Source organism: Kocuria sp. 2SI, from assembly GCF_005502825.1.
GTDB classification, from domain to species: Bacteria; Actinomycetota; Actinomycetes; order Actinomycetales; family Micrococcaceae; genus Kocuria; species Kocuria palustris.
This window is the reverse complement of record NZ_SCNB01000011.1, coordinates 42592-61664: the sequence shown is the minus strand read 5'-3', so window position 1 is coordinate 61664 and position 19073 is coordinate 42592. Positions and strand designations below refer to the sequence as shown.

The window sequence follows — 19073 nt, the reverse complement described above, 5'->3', positions numbered from 1 at the left end:
ACTCCGATCATCCCACTGCCGCCCCCCGTGCCCGTGACCTCAGAGATCGACGCCTCCGCGGATCACCCGCTCGACCGTCCTGTCGTCGCCCAGTACGACCAGATCGGCCCGGGCGCCGGCCTGGATACGGCCCAGGTCGGGCCGTCCCAGCAGGTCCGCGGGCGTCTGAGAGGCCGCCCGGACGGCGTCGGCCGGGTCGATCCCCACCTCCTGGATCGCGAAGCGGACGGCGCGATCCAGGGTCAGGGTCGAGCCGGCGATCGCTCCCGTGGAGCGAATGCGAGCCACGGAGTCCACCACGTCGACGTCGAGCGGCCCCAGGCGGTAGGCACCGTCCGGAGCGGCGGCAGCGGCCATGGCATCGGTGATCAGCAGCCAGGGACCGGCACTGGCCTCGATCGCCAGACGCAGCACGGACGGCTGGACGTGGACGCCGTCGGCGATCAGCTCGACGGTCGTACGCGAGTCGGTGAGCAGACGCGGAATGGGCCCTGGCGTGCGGTGATGGATCGAGGGCATGGCATTGAACAGGTGGGTCGCCACGCTCGCTCCGGCCTCGAGAGCCCGCCCGACGACCTCCTCATCGGCGTCGGTGTGCCCGATCGCGGCGATCACGCCCCGATCGGCGAGCAGCCGGACCGCGTCCAGGGCGCCCTTGCGCTCGGGGGCGAGGGTCACCATGCGGATCGTGCCCTCCCCCGCGGCCAGCAGGCGCTCGAGGTCCTCTTGGCGCGGGTCCCGCAGCAGCTCCGGGGTGTGGGCCCCGCAGCGGGACTCGGCCAGCCACGGCCCTTCCAGGTGGATCCCCGCGAGCTCCCCCGCCCGCGCCAACGGCACGAGCGCGCGAATCTGCTGCTCGAGGCTGTCGATCGTGTCGGTGACCAGGGATGCCATCGACGTCGTGGTGCCCGCCCTGCGGTGCGCGCTCAATGCGGCTGCCGCTCCCTCGGGACCATCGGAGAAGGCACCGCCCCCACCGCCGTGGACGTGCTGGTCCACGAAGCCGGGCGCCAGCATGCGGTCGCCGAGCTCCTCGACGGGCGCGCCCCCGAGATCGGCAGTCGATGCCCCCTCGAGAACGGAGGAGATCCGCTCCCCGTCGAGCCCGACCCAGGCCTCGCGGGCAGGACCACTGGGCAGGACGACGGTCGTGGAGTGGAAGATGCGCTCGGTCATGCCGAAGAGTCTGCCCGTTCCAGGAGGGAGGCCGCGGCCCGATCCACGACCACGGTCGCGTGCGGATGGCGCAGCAGCGCGGTGACCGGCCAGCGCTCGGTAACCGGGCCCTCGACCGCCTGGCGGATCGCCTCCGCCTTCGAGTCCCCGAAGGCCAGCAGGAGCAGCTCGCCCGCTTCCAGGATCGTGGCGATGCCCTGGGTCAGGCAGTGCGTGGGAACCTGCTCCGCATCGTCGCCGAAGAAGCGGGCGTTGTCCTGCCGCGTGCGCGGGGCCAGCTCCAAGGGGCGGGTGCGCGAATCCAGCGCAGAGCCCGGCTCGTTGAAGCCGATGTGCCCGTCGGTGCCGACCCCCAGCAGCTGCAGATCGATCCCGCCGGCGCCGCGGATGGTCCGCTCATAGGCGCTGCACTCGGCCTCGACGTCCTCGGCGGCACCGTCCAGGCCGCGCACTGCCGCACTCGGCAGGTCGGTTCGCTCGACCACCTCCCGCTCGATCTCCACCCGGTAGGACCGAGGATCCTCGCTCGACAGGCCGAGGTACTCGTCGAGCAGGAAGGCCCGGGTGCGCGCCAGGCTGAGGCTGCCGTCGTGGACCCTGCGGGCCAGGTCGCGGTAGACGGGCCGCGGGCTGGAGCCTGTGGCCAGCCCCAGCACCGGACGCTCGGCCGCAGCGACGACGGCGGCCACGGCCTCTCCCGCCAGCTCGCCGGCGCGCTGCGGCGACTCGACCACGACGACCCGCAGCACGTCAGACCTTTCCCTGCATCTCGGCGTCCACGGACTCGTCCTCGCGCCCCGGGGTGCGCAGGTTCCACCTGCGGATCACGAAGCGGAAGAGGACGTAGTAGACCACCGCGTAGCCGATGCCGATCAGCGGCAGCAGCAGCGGCTTCTGCGCCCGGCCGAAGTTGATCAGGTAGTCGATCCCGCCGGCGGAGAAGCTGAACCCCATGTGGATGTCCAGGGCGTTGACCAGGGCCATCGACGTGCCGGTGAGCACGGCGTGGATCAGGTAGAGCGGCCAGGCCACGAACATGAATGAGAACTCGAGCGGCTCGGTGATGCCGGTGACGAACGCGGTCAGGGCCATCGAGAGCATGATGCCGCCGGTGACCTTCTTCTTCTTCGGCTTGGCCTCGTGGTAGATCGCCAGGGCCGCTGCGGGCAGGGCGAACATCATGATCGGGAAGAAGCCGGTGGTGAAGATGCCCGCCGAGGGATCACCGGCGAAGAAGCGGTAGATATCGCCGTGGGCGCCGTCGTACTCGCCGATCTGGAACCACAGGGGGAAGTTCAGAATGTGATGCAGGCCCAGAGGGATCAGCAGCCGGTTGATGACGCCGTAGATGCCGCCGCCGACGACCGCGTTCTGCGCCACGGCATCGCTGAGCCAGGTGAGGCCGGCGTCGAAGAACGGGTAGACCAGCGCCATGACCACGCCCAGGGGCACGCAGATGGCGGCCACGACGATCGGCACGAAGCGGCGCCCGCCGAAGAACCCGAGCCAGTCCGGCAGCTTGATGCGGTGATAGCGCTCCCACAGCTTGGCGGCGATCACGCCGACCAGGATGCCGCCGAGCACGCCGTAGTTGATGACAGGGTCTTCCGCCCCTTCCTCCGGCGCGCCGAGCACGATCGGGGCCATGGCATCGAACACGCCGAGCAGCACCAGGTAGCCGACCAGACCGGCCATCGCGGCGGAGCCGTCTCCCTTCTTGGCGAAGCCGAAGGCCAGCCCCACCGCGAAGAGGTAGCCGAGGTTCGCGAACAGCGCGTCGCCCGCCCCGGCCAGCACCGCAGCCACGCCCATCAGCAGCTCGCTGTTCTCGAACCGACCGATCATGTCGTCCTGGCCCAGGCGCAGCAGGATGCCCGCCGCCGGCAGCGCGGCAATGGGGAGCATGAGGCTGCGTCCGAAGCGCTGCAGCTGCTGCATGGCCCGCGAGGGCTTCTTCTCGGGCTGGCTCGCGCCTGCCCCGTCGCCGGCCGCGGCCGCCGGATTCGCCGTGGACATGGGGTTCCTCGCTCCGTATCGTTCTGCCCTACTGGTTATGACCAGTGATGGGTGACACTGTGCGCGACCTCATGCGAACCTGTCAATGACCTGGGAGCATCCGCTCCCCCGCGATCCCGATGCCCGACAGCCGGGCCCCGACGCCCGCCGGACGGGCAGAGACCAGGAGGACACCATGTCGAAGGCCGAGGACATCCTGCGAGCGCTCGGCGGCGCCCAGAACGTCGAGGACATCGAGGGCTGCATCACGCGCCTGCGCACCGAGGTCGCGGACTCCTCCGTGATCGACGAGCCCGCGCTGAAGGCGGCCGGCGCCCACGGCGTCATGGTCTCCGGCGGCATCGTCCAGGTCGTGGTGGGCCCCGAGGCCGAGAACCTGGCCGAGGACATCCAGGACCTGCTGTGAGCCTCCAGATCCGCGTCCCGTTCGCGGGGCGGATCATGGGGCTCGACGAGGTCCCGGATCCGGTCTTCGCCCAGGGCATGGTGGGCGCCGGCCTGGCGCTCATGCCCGCCGACGACGCCGCGACCGTCGAGGTGGTGGCCCCCGTGGCCGGCACGGTGCTCAAGGCCATGCCGCACGCGATCGCACTGATCGCCGAGGATGGCACCGGGGTCCTGGTCCACGTCGGTCTGGACACCGTGGGCCTGAAGGGCCGGGGGTTCGAGGTGCTGGTCGAGAAGAAGCAGGCGGTCCAGCCCGGCGATCCGATGCTGCGCGTGGACGCCGCCGTGGTGCGCGAGGCCGGACTGAGCCTGTGCACTCCGGTCGTGGCCATGGACACTGCGCCCGAGCGCCTCGAGCTGAAAGCGACTGCCGGCGCGCACGTCGAGGCTCTGGGTCCTCTGTTCGCACTGCAGCCCGCGCCGTGATGCCGTGACCGCTCCGGACGCGCAGTCGCTGCCGCAACGGCAGGCGTCGCCGCCTCCGTCGCAGGACCAGGCCCCGACGGCCAAGCACGAGCGCCTGCGTGCGGAGCTGGCGCGCCTGATCACACAGGAGCTCTCCCCCGGCGATCAGCTGCCCGGGGAGCGGCGACTCGAGCAGGAGCACGGCGTCTCGCGCATCACCGTGCGGCACGCGATCGCCGAGCTCGTGCGCGACGGTCTGCTGGTGCGCGAGCACGGACGCGGCACCTTCGTGGCCCCGTCCCCTGCCCGCTCTCGGCTGCATCTGGCCTCCTTCCACGAGGACATGCGCACCGCAGGGCTCGCGCCCTCGACCGTGCCGGTCCTGATCGGCCAAGAGGACGCTCCGCCGACCGCCGCCGCGCACCTCGGTGCCGCGCGGGCCCTGAGGATCCGGCGTCTGCGCCTGGGCGACGGCACCCCCGTCAGCGTCGACGACTGCTGGGTGCCCGAGGGTGTGCTGCCGGTGGAGACGGACTGGTCCGCCTCGCTCTACGGCATGCTCGCCGAGACCGGAGTCGGGATCACCCGTGCAGAGCAGACGGTGCAGGCCGCCGGCGCGTCCCCGGAGGACGCCCAGCTGCTGGACATCGCCCCCGGGGCGCCCGTTCTGGTGTTCCACCGCCGCTCCTACAGCCTGGGCGCGGACGGCGAGATCCCCATCGAGTACTCGATCTCCGTGTACCGCGGCGACCGCTATCAGCTGTCGATGGAGGTCACGGGCTGAAGCTCGGCGCCGGACCTCGGGGCACTGACGCCTGTCGTCAGGCGCAGGTAGGCTCCGTCAGGTGGATCAGCAGCCCCCGACGTCAGCGCCCGAGATCCCCCGCGCGCCCCTGACCAGCAACGTCACGGACGTCGCTCTCGTCTTCGAGGGCGGAGGCATGCGCGGCAGCTACACGGCCGGAGTGGTCACCACGCTGCTCAGCGCGGGCATCCACATCGACTACGTCTGCGGGATCTCCGCCGGGGCCAGCCACACCGCGCATTACCTGTCCCGGGACATCTGGCGGGCGCGCCGGTCCTTCGTGGAGTTCTCGCAGGAGCCGGACTTCGGGAACCTCTCCACCTTCGCCCGCGGCCACGGTCTGCTGAACTCCCAGTTCATCTACGAGGATGCGGCCGGACCGGGCGGTCCTCTGCCCTTCGACTACCAGACCTACCTGGCCAACCCGGCCTCGTTCCGGATCGGGACGTTCAACGCCTCGAAGGGCACCATGCACTACGTCGGACGGGAGGCGATCCGCAGCGAGCTGGATCTGATGCGCCTGGCCCGGGCGTCGTCGTCCATGCCGCTGGTGATGCCGCCGGTCGAGCGCGACGGCGACCTCTACTACGACGGCGCGATCGGCCCCTCCGGCGGCATCCCGCTGGATGCCGCGCAGGTCGACGGCTACACCAAGTTCCTGATCGTGCTGAGCCAGGAGCGCGGCTTCACCAAGGCGGCCGAGCGCTTCAGCGCCGTGATTCGCCGTCGGTTCCGTGACCTGCCGGCCGTCGTGGAGGCGCTCGAGGCCCGCGCGGAGAACTACAACCGCATGCGCGAGCAGGTCTTCGACCTCGAGGCCTCGGGCGATGCCATGGTCTTCGTCCCGGACCACATGCCGGTCTCCAACGGCGAGCGCCGCCTGCCCAGGCTGCAGGCCTCCTACGCCGCCGGCTACCTGCAGGCGCAGCGCGAGCTGCCGTCCTGGCGGGATTTCCTGGGCGTGTGAGACCCGGGGCCCCGTCGGCTCAGGCCCTCAGGATGCCCGCGATGTCCGTGACGACCATCCGCCGACCGGGCCCCACACGCAGCAGGCCCTCGTCCGACAGCGCCCGCAGCTTCCGGGAGATGGTTTCGGGAGTGGTGCCCAGCAGCTGGGCGAGGTCCCGCTTGCTGATCGGGAGGTCGAACGGCACGCCCTCGACCCCGTCGGCGGCACCGGCCAGGTACTCGCCCAGACGGTGACCCACCGTGGTGCCCACGAGCTCGCTGAGCCGCGCCTCGGTGTCCTCGAGCCGGGCGGTCACGGCATCGAGCAGGCTCAGCGCGAGCTGCGGGGTCTCCTCGAGCCACTGCTGGACGTCCAGGCGCGAGAGCGTGCAGACCTGGGAGACCGTCATGGCCGTGGCCTCCCGCGGGGCGGGCCGTCCGGTGAGCACCGAGTGCTCGCCCATGAACTCCCCCGGCCCCAGGATCCGCAGCAGCCGCTGGGTGCCGTCCTCGGCCAGCAGGCACTGCTTGACCTGCCCGGAGTGGACGATCTGCAGCGCGGGCATGCCGCCCTGCTGCTGCACCACCTCGCCCTTGGGGACCAGGCGGGTCGTGGCGCGGGCGGCGATCCGGCGCCGATCCCCCTCCGGCAGATCCCGGAAGATGGGTACCCGGCTGACGCAGGCCAGACGGTGGTCGGGGTCCATCCGCACGCGCCCGGAGGCATCGACCCGGGCCTGATCACCCTGGCAGCAGCGGCAGCTCGCGGACATCTCATCCTCTTTCGGCTCAGGACGGCGGGACTCCCATTCTCCCGTACGCTCGGGCCATGACCACTCCCCTGGACAGGATCGGCGGCCTCGTCGCGCCCGCTCGCCGCGCCCTGGAATCCGCGGGGCACACGAGCCTCGAGTCCCTTGACGGTGCGGATCACGACGACCTGCTGGCGCTGCACGGCGTGGGCGCCCGCGCTCTGGAGCGGCTGCAGGCCGCCCTCGAGGAGCGGGGGATGTCGCTGGGCGGGGACGTTCCCGAACCGCAGCCCCGCGACGCCGTGGTCACCGCAGGACACACCGGGGAGGGTGCTGCCGACCTCAAGACGCACCCCACCGACGTCAGCCCGGCGGAGTTCATCGACGGGCTGTCTCCGCAGCGCCGCGTCGACGACGGCCGCGCCCTGCTCGAGCTCTTCGACCGAGTCACAGAGCAGCCGGCGGTCATGTGGGGACCGTCGATGATCGGCTACGGGGAGATCCACTACCGCTATGCGACCGGACGCGAGGGCGACACCTTCCGGGTGGGCTTCAGCCCGCGGAAGTCGGCCGTGAGCCTGTACCGGCTGCAAGGCCATCCCCGCTCCGAGGAGCTGCTGGGGCGGCTCGGCAAGCACCGCACCGCGGTGTCCTGCGTGTACGTGAACAAGCTCGCCGACATCGATCCGGACGTCCTGGAGCAGCTGGTGCGCCACGCCTGGACCTCCGCGCCCAGGAGCTGCTGAATGCCGTCGTCGACCCCTGAGATCCCGGAGCCCCCGCAGGATCGCCCCGTCGAACCGCCGCTCGAGGGATCTGCGCAGGTCCGGCCGGCCGCGGGTCCGTCGCCGGCCGCGCTGTCCCTGACGCTGCTGGTGCTGGCCGCCGCCGCGGTCTCCCTGAACCTGCGCCCGATCGCCACCTCGGTGGGCCCCGTGCTGGAGGAGATCCAGAGCGGCCTGGGCGTCTCCGCGGCCGTCGCCGGCATCCTGACGGCGCTTCCCGGGCTGATCTTCGGCCTCGCAGGGCTCACCGCGGTGGGCATCGCACGGCGATTCGGTCTCGTGGGGACCATCTGCGGCGGCCTGGTGCTGGTGGGCGTCGCAGGGCTGGTGCGCTCCGTGACCGATTCCGCCGTGGTCTTCCTGCTGCTGAGCGCCCTCGCGCTGACGGGGATGGGCCTGGGCAACGTGCTCGTTCCGGCCGTCATCAAGCGCTACTCGGGACAGCGCACGGCGGCCGTCACCTCCGTATACACCGTAGGGCTCGGCCTCGGCGCGGCGCTTCCGATGTTGGCCACCGCTCCGCTGCTGTCCCTGGGCGGCCAGGGCGCCGGGTGGCACTATGCGCTGGGCACCTGGGCCGTGGTGGCCCTGATCGCCGCGGTGATCTGGGCCGTCATGCTGCTGCGTGTGCGCGGCCGGGATCAGGGGGTCGGCGAGCGCGCCACCGGTCTGCCGATCCACCGCTCCCGCACCGCGGTGGCGCTGTGCGCGTTCTTCGGCCTGCAGTCCATGAACGCCTACGTCCAGTTCGGCTGGCTCGCGCAGATCTACCGCGACGCCGGCGTCTCAGCAGGCACGGCGGCCCTGCTGGTGGGCAGCATGTCCCTGTTCGGCATCCCCGGCGGGCTGCTCATGCCGCAGATCGCCGCCCGCTCGCAGCGGATCACCGTGTGGACCACTGCCCTGGGCCTGTGCATGCTCAGCGGCTGGCTCGGCCTCCTGCTGGCGCCTGCTGCCGGGATGATCGCCTGGGTGCTGCTGCTGGGCATCGGCCAGTTCACGTTCCCGCTGGCGCTGTCGCTGATCGTGACGCGCTCGGGCACCCCGGAGACCACGGCTCGTCTCTCGGGCTTCGCCCAGCCGGTGGGCTACCTGTTCGCGGCGGCCGGCCCGTTCGTGGTGGGACTGCTGCGCGAAGTCACCGGCGGCTGGACCGCTCCCCTGGCGCTACTCATCACCAGCGCCGTGCTGCTGATAGGCGCGGGGCTCATGCTGGGCGGCAACCACACGGTCGATCAGGACCTCGCCGACGCCTGAGGCCGGCTGCCCCGCTGGCCCGCCGTCGAGGCCGCACGCGCGCAGTCGATCAGCGCTGATCAGCTGCGCAACTGCGGCCTCAACGACAGCGGCGAGCGGTGCCTCAGCGGGCGCGCACCCTCAGCCACAGGGTCTCCAGCGGGCCGACCTCCAAGCCCTGCGAGAGATCGAGCGCCGTGTCCTGCTCGGCCAGCAGCGAGGTCGCCTCCGGCTCGAAGCCCGACAGCGTCAGGGCCTCGACCCGCACCGACTCCTCGGAGACGTTGGCCAGGCTGAGGATCACCGACGGGCGCCCCTCCGGATCCAGACCCGGGCGCTGATACGCGACCAGGTGCTCGCTGCCGGCGTCGAAGCCGATCAGATCCGCGCCGTCGAGCTCCGGGGTCGCCGCACGTACGGCCAGCATGTGCCGCAGCCCCGCATAGACCTGCCCGGGGACGCTCGAGCGGTCCAGCCGCTGCTCGAACGCCGCCTCCGGGAAGCGCGGGCGGTGGGCCCACCGGGCGTCGCCGGCCTGATCGGGGTCCTGCGCCCAGTCCTCGTCGTTGGTCTGCGCCAGTTCGTCGCCCAGGTAGATCAGCGGCAGCCCGCCGGTCGAGAACGCGATGCCGTGGGCCAGCAGCACGCGGCGCACGCCGAGCTCGGGCTCGGTCCTCGTGCCGGCCAGCGAGGCCGTGGTGCCGCAGACGCGGGCGTCGCCGGTGCGGGGGTTGTACTGGAACGCGACGCCGTCGGCGAAGGAGCCCTCGAAGCGGCCCGTGTAGAAGTCGTTGAGGAAACGACGGTGCCCGTAGCCGTCGATCCCGTGGCGAGCGGCGTCCTCGTCGGAGAAGGTCCAGCCGATGTCGTCGTGGCTGCGGACGTAGTTGACCCACGCGGTCCCGGCGGGCAGCTCGTGGCGCTCGGCCAGGGCGTCGTCGAGCAGCGTGGCCTTCCGCGTGGCCAGCGCCTCCCAGGTCAGCGCCATCTGCAGGGGGTTGTAGGAGATCTGGCACTCGTCGGGGTGGACGTACTGCACGACCTCGTCCGGGTGGACGATGGCCTCGGACTTGAAGATCGTGGCCGGGGCGGCGATGCGGCAGACGCGGTTGAGGGTCTGCACGATCCAGTGCGCCTGCGGCAGCGACTCGCAGGTGGTGCCGAGCTGCTTCCACAGGAACGCGACCGCATCCAGGCGCAGCACCTCCGCCCCCTGGTTGGCCAGGAAGAGCATCTCCTGGGCCATGAGCGCCAGCACGCGCGGATTGGTCCAGTTCAGATCCCACTGGAAGTCGTGGAACGTGGTCCACACCCAGCGGGGGTCATCGGCGGCCACGGGCGTGAAGGAGCCGGGATGGTCGTCCGGGAAGATCTCGCGCGTGGTCCGCTCGAAGGCATCCGGCATCTCGCGATCCGGGTAGATCCAGTACAGCTCCTCGAACTCCGGGTCCCCGGCCTTCGCCCGCTGCGCCCACTTGTGGTCGCTGGCGGTGTGGTTGAGCACGAAGTCGACCACCAGGCTGATGCCGGCCTCGCGAAGCTCCCCGGCGGTGTCCGCGAGCTCCGCCATGGTCCCCAGATCGGGACGCAGCTCTCGGTACGACGACACCGCATAGCCGCCGTCGCTGTTGCCCGCAGGCACCTTGAAGGGCGGCATGACGTGCAGGTACGTCAGACCGAGCTCGCGCAGGTACGGGATCCGCGAGCGCAGCCCCGCCAGATCGCCGGCCCAGCGGTCGATGTAGCAGACCCCGCCCACCTCCGTGGGACGCAGGTACCACTCGGGATCCTCGCCGCGGGTGTCGTCCACCGCGCGCAGCTCCGCGGGGCGCCGCGCCCACGCGCTGGCCAGCTGCGCTCCCATCTCCACCACGACGACGGCGGCCTTCTCACCCGATCCGTAGGTGCGCCGGAAGAGCTCGAGCAGCGCCGGGAAGTGCTCATCGAAGCGCTCGAGGAACCCGGCGGCCTGCCACGGGGCGACCTTCCGCTCGGCCACGAGCTCGCGCAGCTGCGCGACGGCCCGATTGCGGGCGGCCTCGACGGCCTCGGTCGTGCTCGAGAGATCGCTCAGCTCAGGACGGTCGGACACGACGGATGCGCGGGAATCAGAGGCCATGGCTCCATGCTTCCCTGCCGCGGCCCCCGGAGCAAAGCGGTGACCCGCTCAGTCGCTTCCGCCGCCGCCGTCGCCCCCGCCGGAATCGCCGCCGGAGTCGCCGCCGCCGAACCAGCCCGAGCCGCTGTCATGGTGCCTGTCGTCGGAGCCCCAGCCCTGGGAGTCCGCGTACGTGGCCCCGCCCAGGGCCGCGCCATCGGCGCCTGAGCCGGGACGTCGGCGCGAGCGGTCGGTGGAGGCGCGCACGATCACCACCACGATGATGAGCACCAGAGCGACGATGACGAGAAGCGCGATGCCCAGGACGACGAGGGGCCCGATCGAGATCATGGCAGGAGCATAGATCCCAGAGGGCTCGGTCGTTCCCGCCGGAAACTCCGCCGATGGAGTCGGCGCCGAGAGTCTCCCCGCCGACGGCCACGGGTCGTCGAACAGCGACGCAGATCACGCGATCCCCGTGCGAGCGTGGGAGAATCAGTCTCATGAAGTCAACGTTGCCGCTGCCCGCCAGACTCGCCTCCCGCGCCCCGCAGGAGCCGCAGGATCCCCTGCTGCGGGATCTCGGCGCTTGGCCGGGCCAGCTCGTGGACTCGCAGCTCGAGCGCCGAGCAGCCGCGCACGACGCCTCCCACTACCTCCTGCAACCCCGCGCCCTGGTCCGCCCCCACTCGGCCGACGAGCTCGGGTCCCTGCTGCGGATCCTGGAGCGTCACGACACCGGCCTGACCCTGCGCTCGGGCGGGACGTCGCTGTCCGGGCAGGCCGTCACGGACCAGGTCCTCGTGGACGTGCGGCGGCACTTCCGCGGCGTCGAGGTCCTGGACGACGGGGCGCGGGTGCGGGTGCGCCCGGGCAGCACGGTGCGGGAGGTCAACGCGGTGCTGGCCCCGTACGGGCGCAAGCTCGGCCCCGACCCCGCCAGCGAGTCCGCCTGCACCCTGGGCGGGGTCATCGCGGACAACTCCTCGGGCATGCACTGCGGCACGGAGCAGAACACCTACCGCACGCTCGAGTCCATGGTGATGGTGCTGCCCTCGGGCACGGTCCTGGACACCGCGGACCACGACGCCGACCGGCAGCTGCGCGAGGCCGAGCCCGAGCTGCACGAGGGTCTGCTGCGCCTGCGCCGCCGTGTCACGGGTGATGCCGCCTCCACAGCGACCATCGAGCGGCTCTTCGCCATGAAGAACACCATGGGCTACGGCCTCAACGCGTTCCTGGACGAGACCGAGCCGGTGCGGATCCTGCAGCGGCTGATGATCGGCTCGGAGGGCACGCTGGGCTTCGTGGCCGAGGCTGTGCTTCGCACCGTCGAGATCGCCCCTGAGGTCGCCACCGGCCTGCTCGTGTTCCCCACGCTGCTGGAGGCCACCTCCTCGGTGCCCGGGCTCGTGGAGATCGGCTCGGCGACCGTGGAGCTCATGGACGCGACCTCGCTGCGGGTGGCCCAGTCCTCCGGCACCGCACCGCGCCAGATCATGGACATCGACGTGGCCGATCACGCCGCGCTGCTGGTCGAGTACAACGGGTCGAGCCCGGAGGACCTCGCCGAGCGCAGCGGTGCGGCGCGGGAGCACTTCGTCGGCCTGGACCTGTCGGCCGACCCCGGGCTCACCAGCGATGCCGCAGCCCGCGCCGGGCTGTGGACCGTGCGCAAGGGCCTGTACGCCGCCGTCGCCGGGAACCGGCCCTCCGGGGCGAACGCGCTGCTGGAGGACGTCGTGGTCCCGGTGGAGCGCCTGGGCGAGACCTGCAACGAGCTCAACCGCCTGTTCGACGCCCACGACTACGAGCAGTCGGTGATCTTCGGCCATGCCAAGGACGGCAACGTCCACTTCATGCTCAACGAGCAGTTCGCAGACACGAACGGGCTGGCGCGCTACGAGCGCTTCACCGACGAGATGGTCGAGCTCATCCTGGACGCCGGAGGCTCGCTGAAGGCCGAGCACGGCACCGGGCGGATCATGGCGCCGTTCGTGCGCCGCCAGTACGGCGACGAGCTCTACGAGGTCATGCGCGAGCTCAAGGCCCTCGTAGACCCGCGCGGGGCGTTCAACCCGGGCGTGATCCTCAACGACGATCCCCGCTGCTACCTCCAGGACCTCAAGATCGCTCCCACGGTCGAGGAGGAGGTCGATCGCTGCGTCGAGTGCGGCTACTGCGAGCCGGTGTGCCCGTCGCAGGATCTGACGCTCACGCCGCGCCAGCGCATCGTGGGGCGTCGCGAGATCCGCGACGCCGAGCAGCGCGGGGACAGGGAGCAGGCCGAGGCCCTGCTGCGGGAGTACGCCTACCTGGGGGAGCAGACATGTGCCGTGGACGGCATGTGCTCGACGGCCTGCCCCGTGGACATCGACACCGGCGATCTGGTCCGACGGCTGCGGGCGGAGAGCGCCTCCCGCATCGAGGACCTCGGCTGGGACACGGCGGCGCGTCGATGGGACGTGGGCGTGCGGGCGGCCTCGGGCGCGCTGAGCGCGGCCGACGCCGTTCCCGCCGCTCTGCCCCGCGCGGCCACCGCGGCGGCGCGAGCCGTGCTCGGCTCGGATCGCGTGCCGCTGTACTCGCAGCATCTGCCCGCAGGAGGAGGACCCCGACCCGAGCCGCAGTCGCCTCCGGAGGCGCAGGCCGTCCTCTTCGCCGCCTGCGTGTCCTCGATGTTCGGCGGCTCCGAGGCCGGCGAGCCGTCGGCGGCCCAGGCGCTGCTGCGGCTGTGCGAGAGGGCAGGGGTGCCGATCGCCGTGCCCGAGGGACTGGCCTCGACCTGCTGCGGGACGCCGTGGAAGTCCAAGGGCATGACCTCGGGCTTCGAGCGGATGACGCGGACCACGCTGCCGATGCTCTGGGAGGCCACGGACCACGGTCGCCTGCCGGTGGTCTGCGATGCGTCGTCGTGCACCGAGGGCCTCGAGGCCATGCAGGCGGCGGCCAGGCCGGACTCCCCCTGGGCCGGTCTGCGCTTCGTGGACTCGGTGGAGTTCGTCGCCCGGGAGGTGCTGCCCGGCCTGCAGGTGCACGAGCGCCTCGGGTCGATGGCGCTGCACCCCACGTGCTCCTCCACCCAGCTCGGGCTCAACGAATCCCTGCGAAAGATCGCCGAGGCCATGGCCGAGGAGGTCGTCGTGCCCCTCGAGTGGCGCTGCTGCGCCTACGCCGGGGACCGGGGGATGCTGCACCCCGAGCTGACCGCCTCGGCCACGCGCCGGGAGGCCGCCGAGGTGGGCGAGCACGGCTTCGACGCCTACGCCTCCCTGAACCGCACCTGCGAGCTCGGGATGACGGAGGCCACCGGCAGGCCGTACCGCCACGTCCTGCAGCACCTCGAGGCCGCCACCCGCTGACGGTGACAGAGACGGAAGGCGCCCGGTCCTCCCGGACCGGGCGCCTTCACGGCAGTGCGTCGATCAGTCCAGGGTCTGGCGCCCCGCGGGGCTCGCCGGCTTGCGCGGGACGACGAACGAGAGCGCCAGCGCCACCAGGGCGATCCCGAAGCCCACCAGGAAGGCCACATGGACGCCGTGCGCCGTGGCCTCCAGCTCCGACTCCCCTCCCCGGACGGCGGCCAGGGTGCCCACGGACATCAGCGTGATGAACAGGGCGCCGCCGGCCGCGCCCGCCACCTGCTGCAGGGTGTTCAGCAGCGCCGAGCCGTGCGAGTAGAGCGGCTGCGGCAGGCTTCCCAGCGCCGAGGTCATCAGCGGCGTGATCAGCAGGGCCAGGCCGCAGGAGATGATCACGTGGGCCATCACGACGGTCCACAGCGGGGTCTCCAGCGCGAGCCGGCTCAGCGTGAACATGCCGAGGCTGAGCAGGATCGTCCCCGGGATGACCAGGACCCGCGCGCCGTGGCGGTCGTAGAGCCGTCCGACGAACGGGGAGAGCAGGCCCATGATCAGACCGCCCGGCAGCATGACCAGCCCAGTGGTCAGCGTGGAGTGGCCCTGCACCGACTGCAGGTAGATGGGCAGGAGGATGATCATCCCGAACAGGCCGCCGAAGGACACGATCATCAGCCCGAGCGAGATCGTGTAGACGCGGTAGGTGAACGGGCGCAGATCCAGCAGGGCGCGATCCTCGCGCTGCAGCGAGCGCTGGCGCAGCACGAACAGCACCAGCGCGATCACGCCGACGACGAAGGCCGGCACCGCCGGGATGGCCGCGTCCGAGGCTCCGATGCCGTTGAGCCCCATGACCAGCCCGCCGAAGCCCAGCACGGACAGCGGCACCGAGATCAGGTCCAGGCCCACTCGGCGCTGCTCCCCCATGGCGGGCATGAGCCACGCACCCAGAGCCAGGGCGGCCAGCGCGATCGGGAGCATGATCGCGAACAGCCACCGCCAGCTCAGCGAGTCCAGGATCAGCCCGGAGATCGTGGGCCCCACGGCCGGGGCCACCGAGATCACCACGGAGATCAGCCCCATCACGGAGCCGCGGCGCTCGACCGGGATCACGTTGAGCACGGTGGTCATCAGCAGCGGCAGCATCAGCGCGGTGCCGCAGGCCTGGATCACGCGCCCGACCATGAGCACGGGGAATCCGGGGGCCAGCATGGCCAGCAGGGTGCCCAGGGTGAACAGGACCATGGCCGCCATGAACACCCGGCGGTGGGCGAAGCGCTGGAGCACGAAACCGGTCGTGGGGATGACCACGGCCATCGTGAGCATGAAGCCTGTGGTCAGCCACTGCGCGGTGGGTGCCGGGATGTCCAGCTCGTCCATGAGATCGGGCAGCGCGACGGAGAGCACCGTCTCGTTGAGGATCACCACGAACGCGGCGGTGATGAGGATGACCAGCAGGGTGCGCACGCGCGCCGGCTCGAGGTCGGGCTGCGCGGGCCGGGGCTCTTCGACTGAGGGCGACACGGGTTCCTCCTGGACTTCTGGGCGGGGGTTCGGCGTCCCGGGCCGGGGCTGAGGCGCACAGGGATGCCGCAGCACGCTACATGCCCGGACATGCGGTGAGAGCACAGTGTGAGGGGCGTCCCACCCTCTGGGCGCCGAGCGGGGCGCTCAGAGGGAAGGGCCCCGACGACCGGAGTCGTCGGGGCCCTTCCCTCAATGCCGCTCAGGCGGACCGAGCGGGGCGCTCAGCTCGCTCAGCCGTTGCCGACGGCGCGCTGGGCGGCGTCGTTCTCGGAGGTCGCGCCGCGGGTGGCGAGATCGCCCTCGTCGTTCTCCAGGTGGGCGCGCACGAACCACTGGAAGGCCTCGAGGCCGCCGGTCTGGCTGATCAGCATGTCCTCGGTGACCGGGTCGAGCTCGCCGACCTCGTCGATGGCCTTGCGGTGGGACTCGATGACTCCGCTGTAGACCAGATCGAGGGCGCCGAGGTGCTCCAGCGCACCGGCCCGGCCCACGGAGTAGTCATCCCAGGTGCGGCCCTGCACCAGCGAGCTGGCGCGGCCGTCCGGGGAGTAGCCCAGCGCGGCGATGCGCTCGGCGATGTCGTCGACGGCCGCGCGGACCTCGTCGACCTGGGGATCCAGCATCTCGTGGACTCCGATGAAGTTGCGGCCCACAACGTTCCAGTGCGCGTGCTTGAGAACGAGCTGAAGGTCGTTGAGGGCCCACAGGCGGTCCTGCAGGATCGTCGCGATGCGGTTGCCCTGCTCAGCGGTCAATCCGGGCAGGGTGTACTTGGCGTTGTTCGGGAATGCCTCAGCCATGGTTCTGCTCCTTCCGTCGCCATCAGCCTGCGCTCCGCGTCTGGCGGAGCCCGATCGATCTGATCAGTCGGCGGATGTCTCCATGCCTCCATGATGGCACCCTTCGGGTGCGTTATCCAGAGCTGTTCACGATAAACAAGAGGCAGAACGAGCGGCGCCCCGGGTCCCCTCGCGGGGGCCCGGGGCGCCGCTCAGCCGAGGGCCCGGCTCACTCGGCTGCGTGCCTGCCCCGCGAGGACCGGGAGGATCCGGCCAGCGCCTGCTCCTCCTCTGCGGCGACGACCTCCCGGGCCAGCCGCTCGTCGCGCGAGGCCGCGGCCTCGGCCTGGGGCTTGCCCTGCTGCAGGGACTCGCCCTCCACATCCACGTTCGGCAGGATGCGATCCAGCCAGCGCGGGAACCACCAGGCCTTCTCCCCCAGCAGCGTCATCAGCGCCGGGATGATCGTCATGCGGACCAGGAAGGCGTCGAACAGCACGCCCGTGGCCAGACCGAAGCCCATGGGCCGGATCATCGCCATGTGGGAGAAGATGAAGCCCGCGAAGACCGAGGTCATGATGATCGCCGCCGCGGTCACCACGGCCCGGCCGCCCACCATGCCGCGGACCACCGCGGTCCGCGCCGGATAGCCGTGGACATGGGCCTCGCGCATGCCGGTGACCAGGAACAGCTGGTAGTCCATCGCCAGGCCGAACAGGATGCCGACCATCAGCGTGGGCAGGAAGCTGAGCACCGGCCCGGGCTCGGTGACGTTGAACAGCCAGCTCAGCCAGCCCCACTGGTAAACCGCCACGACGGCGCCGAAGGCCGCCAGCAGCGACAGCAGGAAGCCGAGCGACGCGATCACCGGCACCAGGATCGAGCGGAACACCAGGATCAGCAGGACCATCGAGATCGCCACGACGACCGCCAGGTAGACGGGCAGCGCATCGGAGAGGACCTGCGAGACATCGATGTTGGCCGCCGTCATGCCGGCCACGCCGATCGTCGGATCACCGGCCGCCTCCACGTTCCCGGACAGGCCGCGGATGTCGTCCACGAGGGTCTCGGTCGCCTCATCGGACGGCCCGCTCTCGGGCACGACCTGCAGCAGCGCCATGCCCGAGTCGACATCGATCGGCGAGGGGACCACGGAGGCGACGTCGTCGAGCTCGGAGACCTCCTGGCCGACTGCCAGCTGCAGCTCCTGAGCCGACTGCTCGTCGGCATCCTCGGGCAGATCGGCCACCACCGTCATGGGGCCGTTCTTGCCGGCACCGAAGTCCTCGGCGACGGTCTCGTAGGCCCGGTACTGGGTCGAGTCCTGCGGCTCGGTGGAGCCGTCCGGCAGGCCCAGGCGCATGGAGCCCATGGGGATCGCCAGGATCGCCAGCGCGGCCACTGCCGCCAGGAGCACGGGCAGCGGGCGCCGCACGGCCAGGGGCGTCTTGACGTGCTCGGCCTCATCCACCGTGACATCGCGCTGCGACTTGGGCAGCAGGCGCTTGCCCACCAGCCCGAGCAGGGCAGGAGTCAGGGTCAGCGTGATCAGCACGGCCACCAGCACGGCGAGCGCGGCCACGGCGCCCATGAGCGCCAAGAAGGGGATGCCCGTGACGGACAGGCCGATCAGCGCGATCATCACGGTCATGCCTGCGAAGGCCACGGCCGAGCCGGCAGTGCCCGTGGCCAGGCCGATGGCCTCCGTGACCTCCGTGCCGCGGCGCAGCTCGGTGCGGTAGCGGTTGAGCAGGAACAGGGAGTAGTCGATGCCCACGGCCAGGCCCAGCATCACGCCGAGCATCGGGGTCACCGAGGCCATCTGCACCTGTCCCGACAGCGACAGCGCCAGCATGGTGGAGAAGCCCACGCCCACGAACGCGGTCAGCACCGGCAGGGCCGCGCCGACCGCGGTGCGCAGCATGATCAGCAGGACCACGACCGCCACGACCACGCCCACGATCTCGCCGGCGCCCATCGCCGACATCTCCTGGGCGATCTCCGTGGAGTAGTCGACCTCCACGCCGTCGACTGGGTGATCCTCGACGGCAGCCATCAGATCGTCCTTGGTGGACTGCTCGATGGACATCTGGTCCTCGTCGAAGTTCACCGTGGCGACCGCGGTGGACCCCTCGGGCGACACGAAGCCGTAGTCGCCCATCATGTCCATGGTGTCCTGGCCGACCTGCAGCTGCTGCTCCTGCTGCGTGACCGACTCGGCTGTGGTGCCCTCGGGCAGCATGCCGGCCTGCACGGCAGCATCGAGACGGCCGCTGTCGCGCAGCTCGATCAGCTGGGGCAGCTGCTCGGCGCCCTCCTCGACCTGGTCGCGCTGATCGTCGAGATCCGCCTGGGCGTCGAACGGGTTCATGGCCGAGGCCATGCCGTCCACGTCCGCCGCGGCATCCAGAGCCTCGCCGATCTCGGTCTTCTGCTCATCCGTGAACTCCGAGCCGTCCTCGGTGCTGAAGACGACCGTTCCCATGCCCTGATTGGCCTCGGGCAGCTCGTCGGCCAGACGGTCGGCCAGCTGCTGGGTCTCGGTGCCCGGGATCTCGAAGGAGTTGGACAGGGTCCCGCCGAACGCCGCGAAGGCGCCCCCGGCGAGGCCCAGCAGGACGAGCCAGGTGATGATCGCCACCCAGGCGCGGGTGGCTGCGCCCCGGCCCAGGCGGTAGAGGAACTTGGCCACTGGCGTGGCTCCCTTCAGGAGACGGTTCCGAGCAGCGACGCCGCCCGG

At 71.2% G+C, this 19073-nt stretch carries 16 protein-coding genes; 7 read left to right on the top strand and 9 right to left on the bottom strand.

Features of this window, described 5'->3' with window-relative positions; all coding sequences use genetic code 11:
- Positions 1 to 39: 39 nt before the first annotated feature.
- Genes nagA through FFS25_RS08005 form a run of 3 tightly spaced genes read right to left on the bottom strand, consistent with a single transcriptional unit; the run spans position 40 to position 3192 of the window.
- On the bottom strand, positions 40 to 1176 hold the full coding sequence (gene nagA, locus FFS25_RS08015) for an N-acetylglucosamine-6-phosphate deacetylase (RefSeq protein ID WP_137802491.1): 1137 nt from the start codon (positions 1174 to 1176) through the stop codon (positions 40 to 42).
- Positions 1173 to 1922, bottom strand: a complete 750-nt coding sequence (gene nagB, locus FFS25_RS08010; RefSeq protein WP_502704725.1) for a glucosamine-6-phosphate deaminase — start codon at positions 1920 to 1922, stop codon at positions 1173 to 1175. The genes nagA and nagB overlap by 4 nt, the downstream gene beginning before the upstream one ends.
- A gap of 4 nt (positions 1923 to 1926) precedes the next feature.
- Positions 1927 to 3192: a PTS transporter subunit EIIC gene (locus tag FFS25_RS08005; RefSeq protein ID WP_171004139.1), complete on the bottom strand. Its 1266-nt coding sequence runs from the start codon at positions 3190 to 3192 to the stop codon at positions 1927 to 1929.
- A 175-nt stretch (positions 3193 to 3367) separates the two neighbouring features.
- On the opposite strand from FFS25_RS08005, the gene FFS25_RS08000 reads away from it, so the two are divergent.
- The 4 genes from FFS25_RS08000 (at position 3368) to FFS25_RS07985 (ending at position 5816) form a co-directional block, all read left to right on the top strand.
- Positions 3368 to 3598 (top strand): PTS sugar transporter subunit IIB, encoded by a 231-nt coding sequence (locus tag FFS25_RS08000; protein ID WP_006215397.1) that lies wholly within the window; start codon positions 3368 to 3370, stop codon positions 3596 to 3598.
- Positions 3595 to 4065, top strand: a complete 471-nt coding sequence (locus FFS25_RS07995) for a PTS sugar transporter subunit IIA (protein WP_212742731.1) — start codon at positions 3595 to 3597, stop codon at positions 4063 to 4065. Before FFS25_RS08000 ends, FFS25_RS07995 begins: the two co-directional genes overlap by 4 nt.
- A gap of 4 nt (positions 4066 to 4069) precedes the next feature.
- Complete coding sequence (locus FFS25_RS07990; RefSeq protein WP_249933822.1) at positions 4070 to 4828, top strand: GntR family transcriptional regulator; 759 nt, start codon at positions 4070 to 4072, stop codon at positions 4826 to 4828.
- A 61-nt stretch (positions 4829 to 4889) separates the two neighbouring features.
- Complete coding sequence (locus FFS25_RS07985) at positions 4890 to 5816, top strand: patatin-like phospholipase family protein (RefSeq protein WP_249933821.1); 927 nt, start codon at positions 4890 to 4892, stop codon at positions 5814 to 5816.
- A gap of 19 nt (positions 5817 to 5835) precedes the next feature.
- Here FFS25_RS07985 and FFS25_RS07980 read toward each other — a convergent pair whose 3' ends face one another.
- On the bottom strand, positions 5836 to 6570 hold the full coding sequence (locus FFS25_RS07980) for a Crp/Fnr family transcriptional regulator (protein ID WP_249933820.1): 735 nt from the start codon (positions 6568 to 6570) through the stop codon (positions 5836 to 5838).
- 56 nt (positions 6571 to 6626) lie between these two features.
- Here FFS25_RS07980 and FFS25_RS07975 point away from each other — a divergent pair, with 56 nt between their 5' ends.
- A complete protein-coding gene (locus FFS25_RS07975) occupies positions 6627 to 7295 on the top strand; it encodes a DUF1801 domain-containing protein (RefSeq protein ID WP_137802488.1) in 669 nt (222 codons plus the stop codon).
- Entirely contained in the window at positions 7296 to 8591 is a 1296-nt protein-coding gene (locus FFS25_RS07970) for an MFS transporter (protein ID WP_137802487.1), read from the top strand.
- 103 nt (positions 8592 to 8694) lie between these two features.
- Here FFS25_RS07970 and FFS25_RS07965 read toward each other — a convergent pair whose 3' ends face one another.
- Both FFS25_RS07965 and FFS25_RS07960 read right to left on the bottom strand, forming a co-directional pair.
- Positions 8695 to 10689: an alpha-amylase family protein gene (locus tag FFS25_RS07965; protein ID WP_137802486.1), complete on the bottom strand. Its 1995-nt coding sequence runs from the start codon at positions 10687 to 10689 to the stop codon at positions 8695 to 8697.
- Positions 10690 to 10737: 48 nt separating this feature from the next.
- Complete coding sequence (locus FFS25_RS07960; RefSeq protein WP_137802485.1) at positions 10738 to 11019, bottom strand: hypothetical protein; 282 nt, start codon at positions 11017 to 11019, stop codon at positions 10738 to 10740.
- Between the two features lie 152 nt (positions 11020 to 11171).
- On the opposite strand from FFS25_RS07960, the gene FFS25_RS07955 reads away from it, so the two are divergent.
- Positions 11172 to 14030 (top strand): FAD-binding and (Fe-S)-binding domain-containing protein, encoded by a 2859-nt coding sequence (locus FFS25_RS07955; RefSeq protein ID WP_137802484.1) that lies wholly within the window; start codon positions 11172 to 11174, stop codon positions 14028 to 14030.
- A 63-nt stretch (positions 14031 to 14093) separates the two neighbouring features.
- On the opposite strand, the gene FFS25_RS07950 is transcribed toward FFS25_RS07955, so the two are convergent.
- The 3 genes from FFS25_RS07950 to FFS25_RS07940 all read right to left on the bottom strand — a co-directional run bounded on the left by FFS25_RS07950 (position 14094) and on the right by FFS25_RS07940 (position 19025).
- Positions 14094 to 15551, bottom strand: coding sequence for an MDR family MFS transporter (locus tag FFS25_RS07950; protein ID WP_024289430.1), 1458 nt, complete (start codon positions 15549 to 15551; stop codon positions 14094 to 14096).
- A gap of 233 nt (positions 15552 to 15784) precedes the next feature.
- Positions 15785 to 16354 carry a Dps family protein gene (locus tag FFS25_RS07945; RefSeq protein WP_137802483.1) on the bottom strand — a complete coding sequence of 190 codons (570 nt, stop codon included), beginning with the start codon at positions 16352 to 16354 and terminating at the stop codon, positions 15785 to 15787.
- Positions 16355 to 16562: 208 nt separating this feature from the next.
- The gene (locus tag FFS25_RS07940) at positions 16563 to 19025 is read right to left on the bottom strand and encodes an MMPL family transporter (RefSeq protein ID WP_137802482.1); all 2463 of its coding nucleotides are present in this window, start codon (positions 19023 to 19025) and stop codon (positions 16563 to 16565) included.
- Positions 19026 to 19073 lie beyond the last annotated feature (48 nt).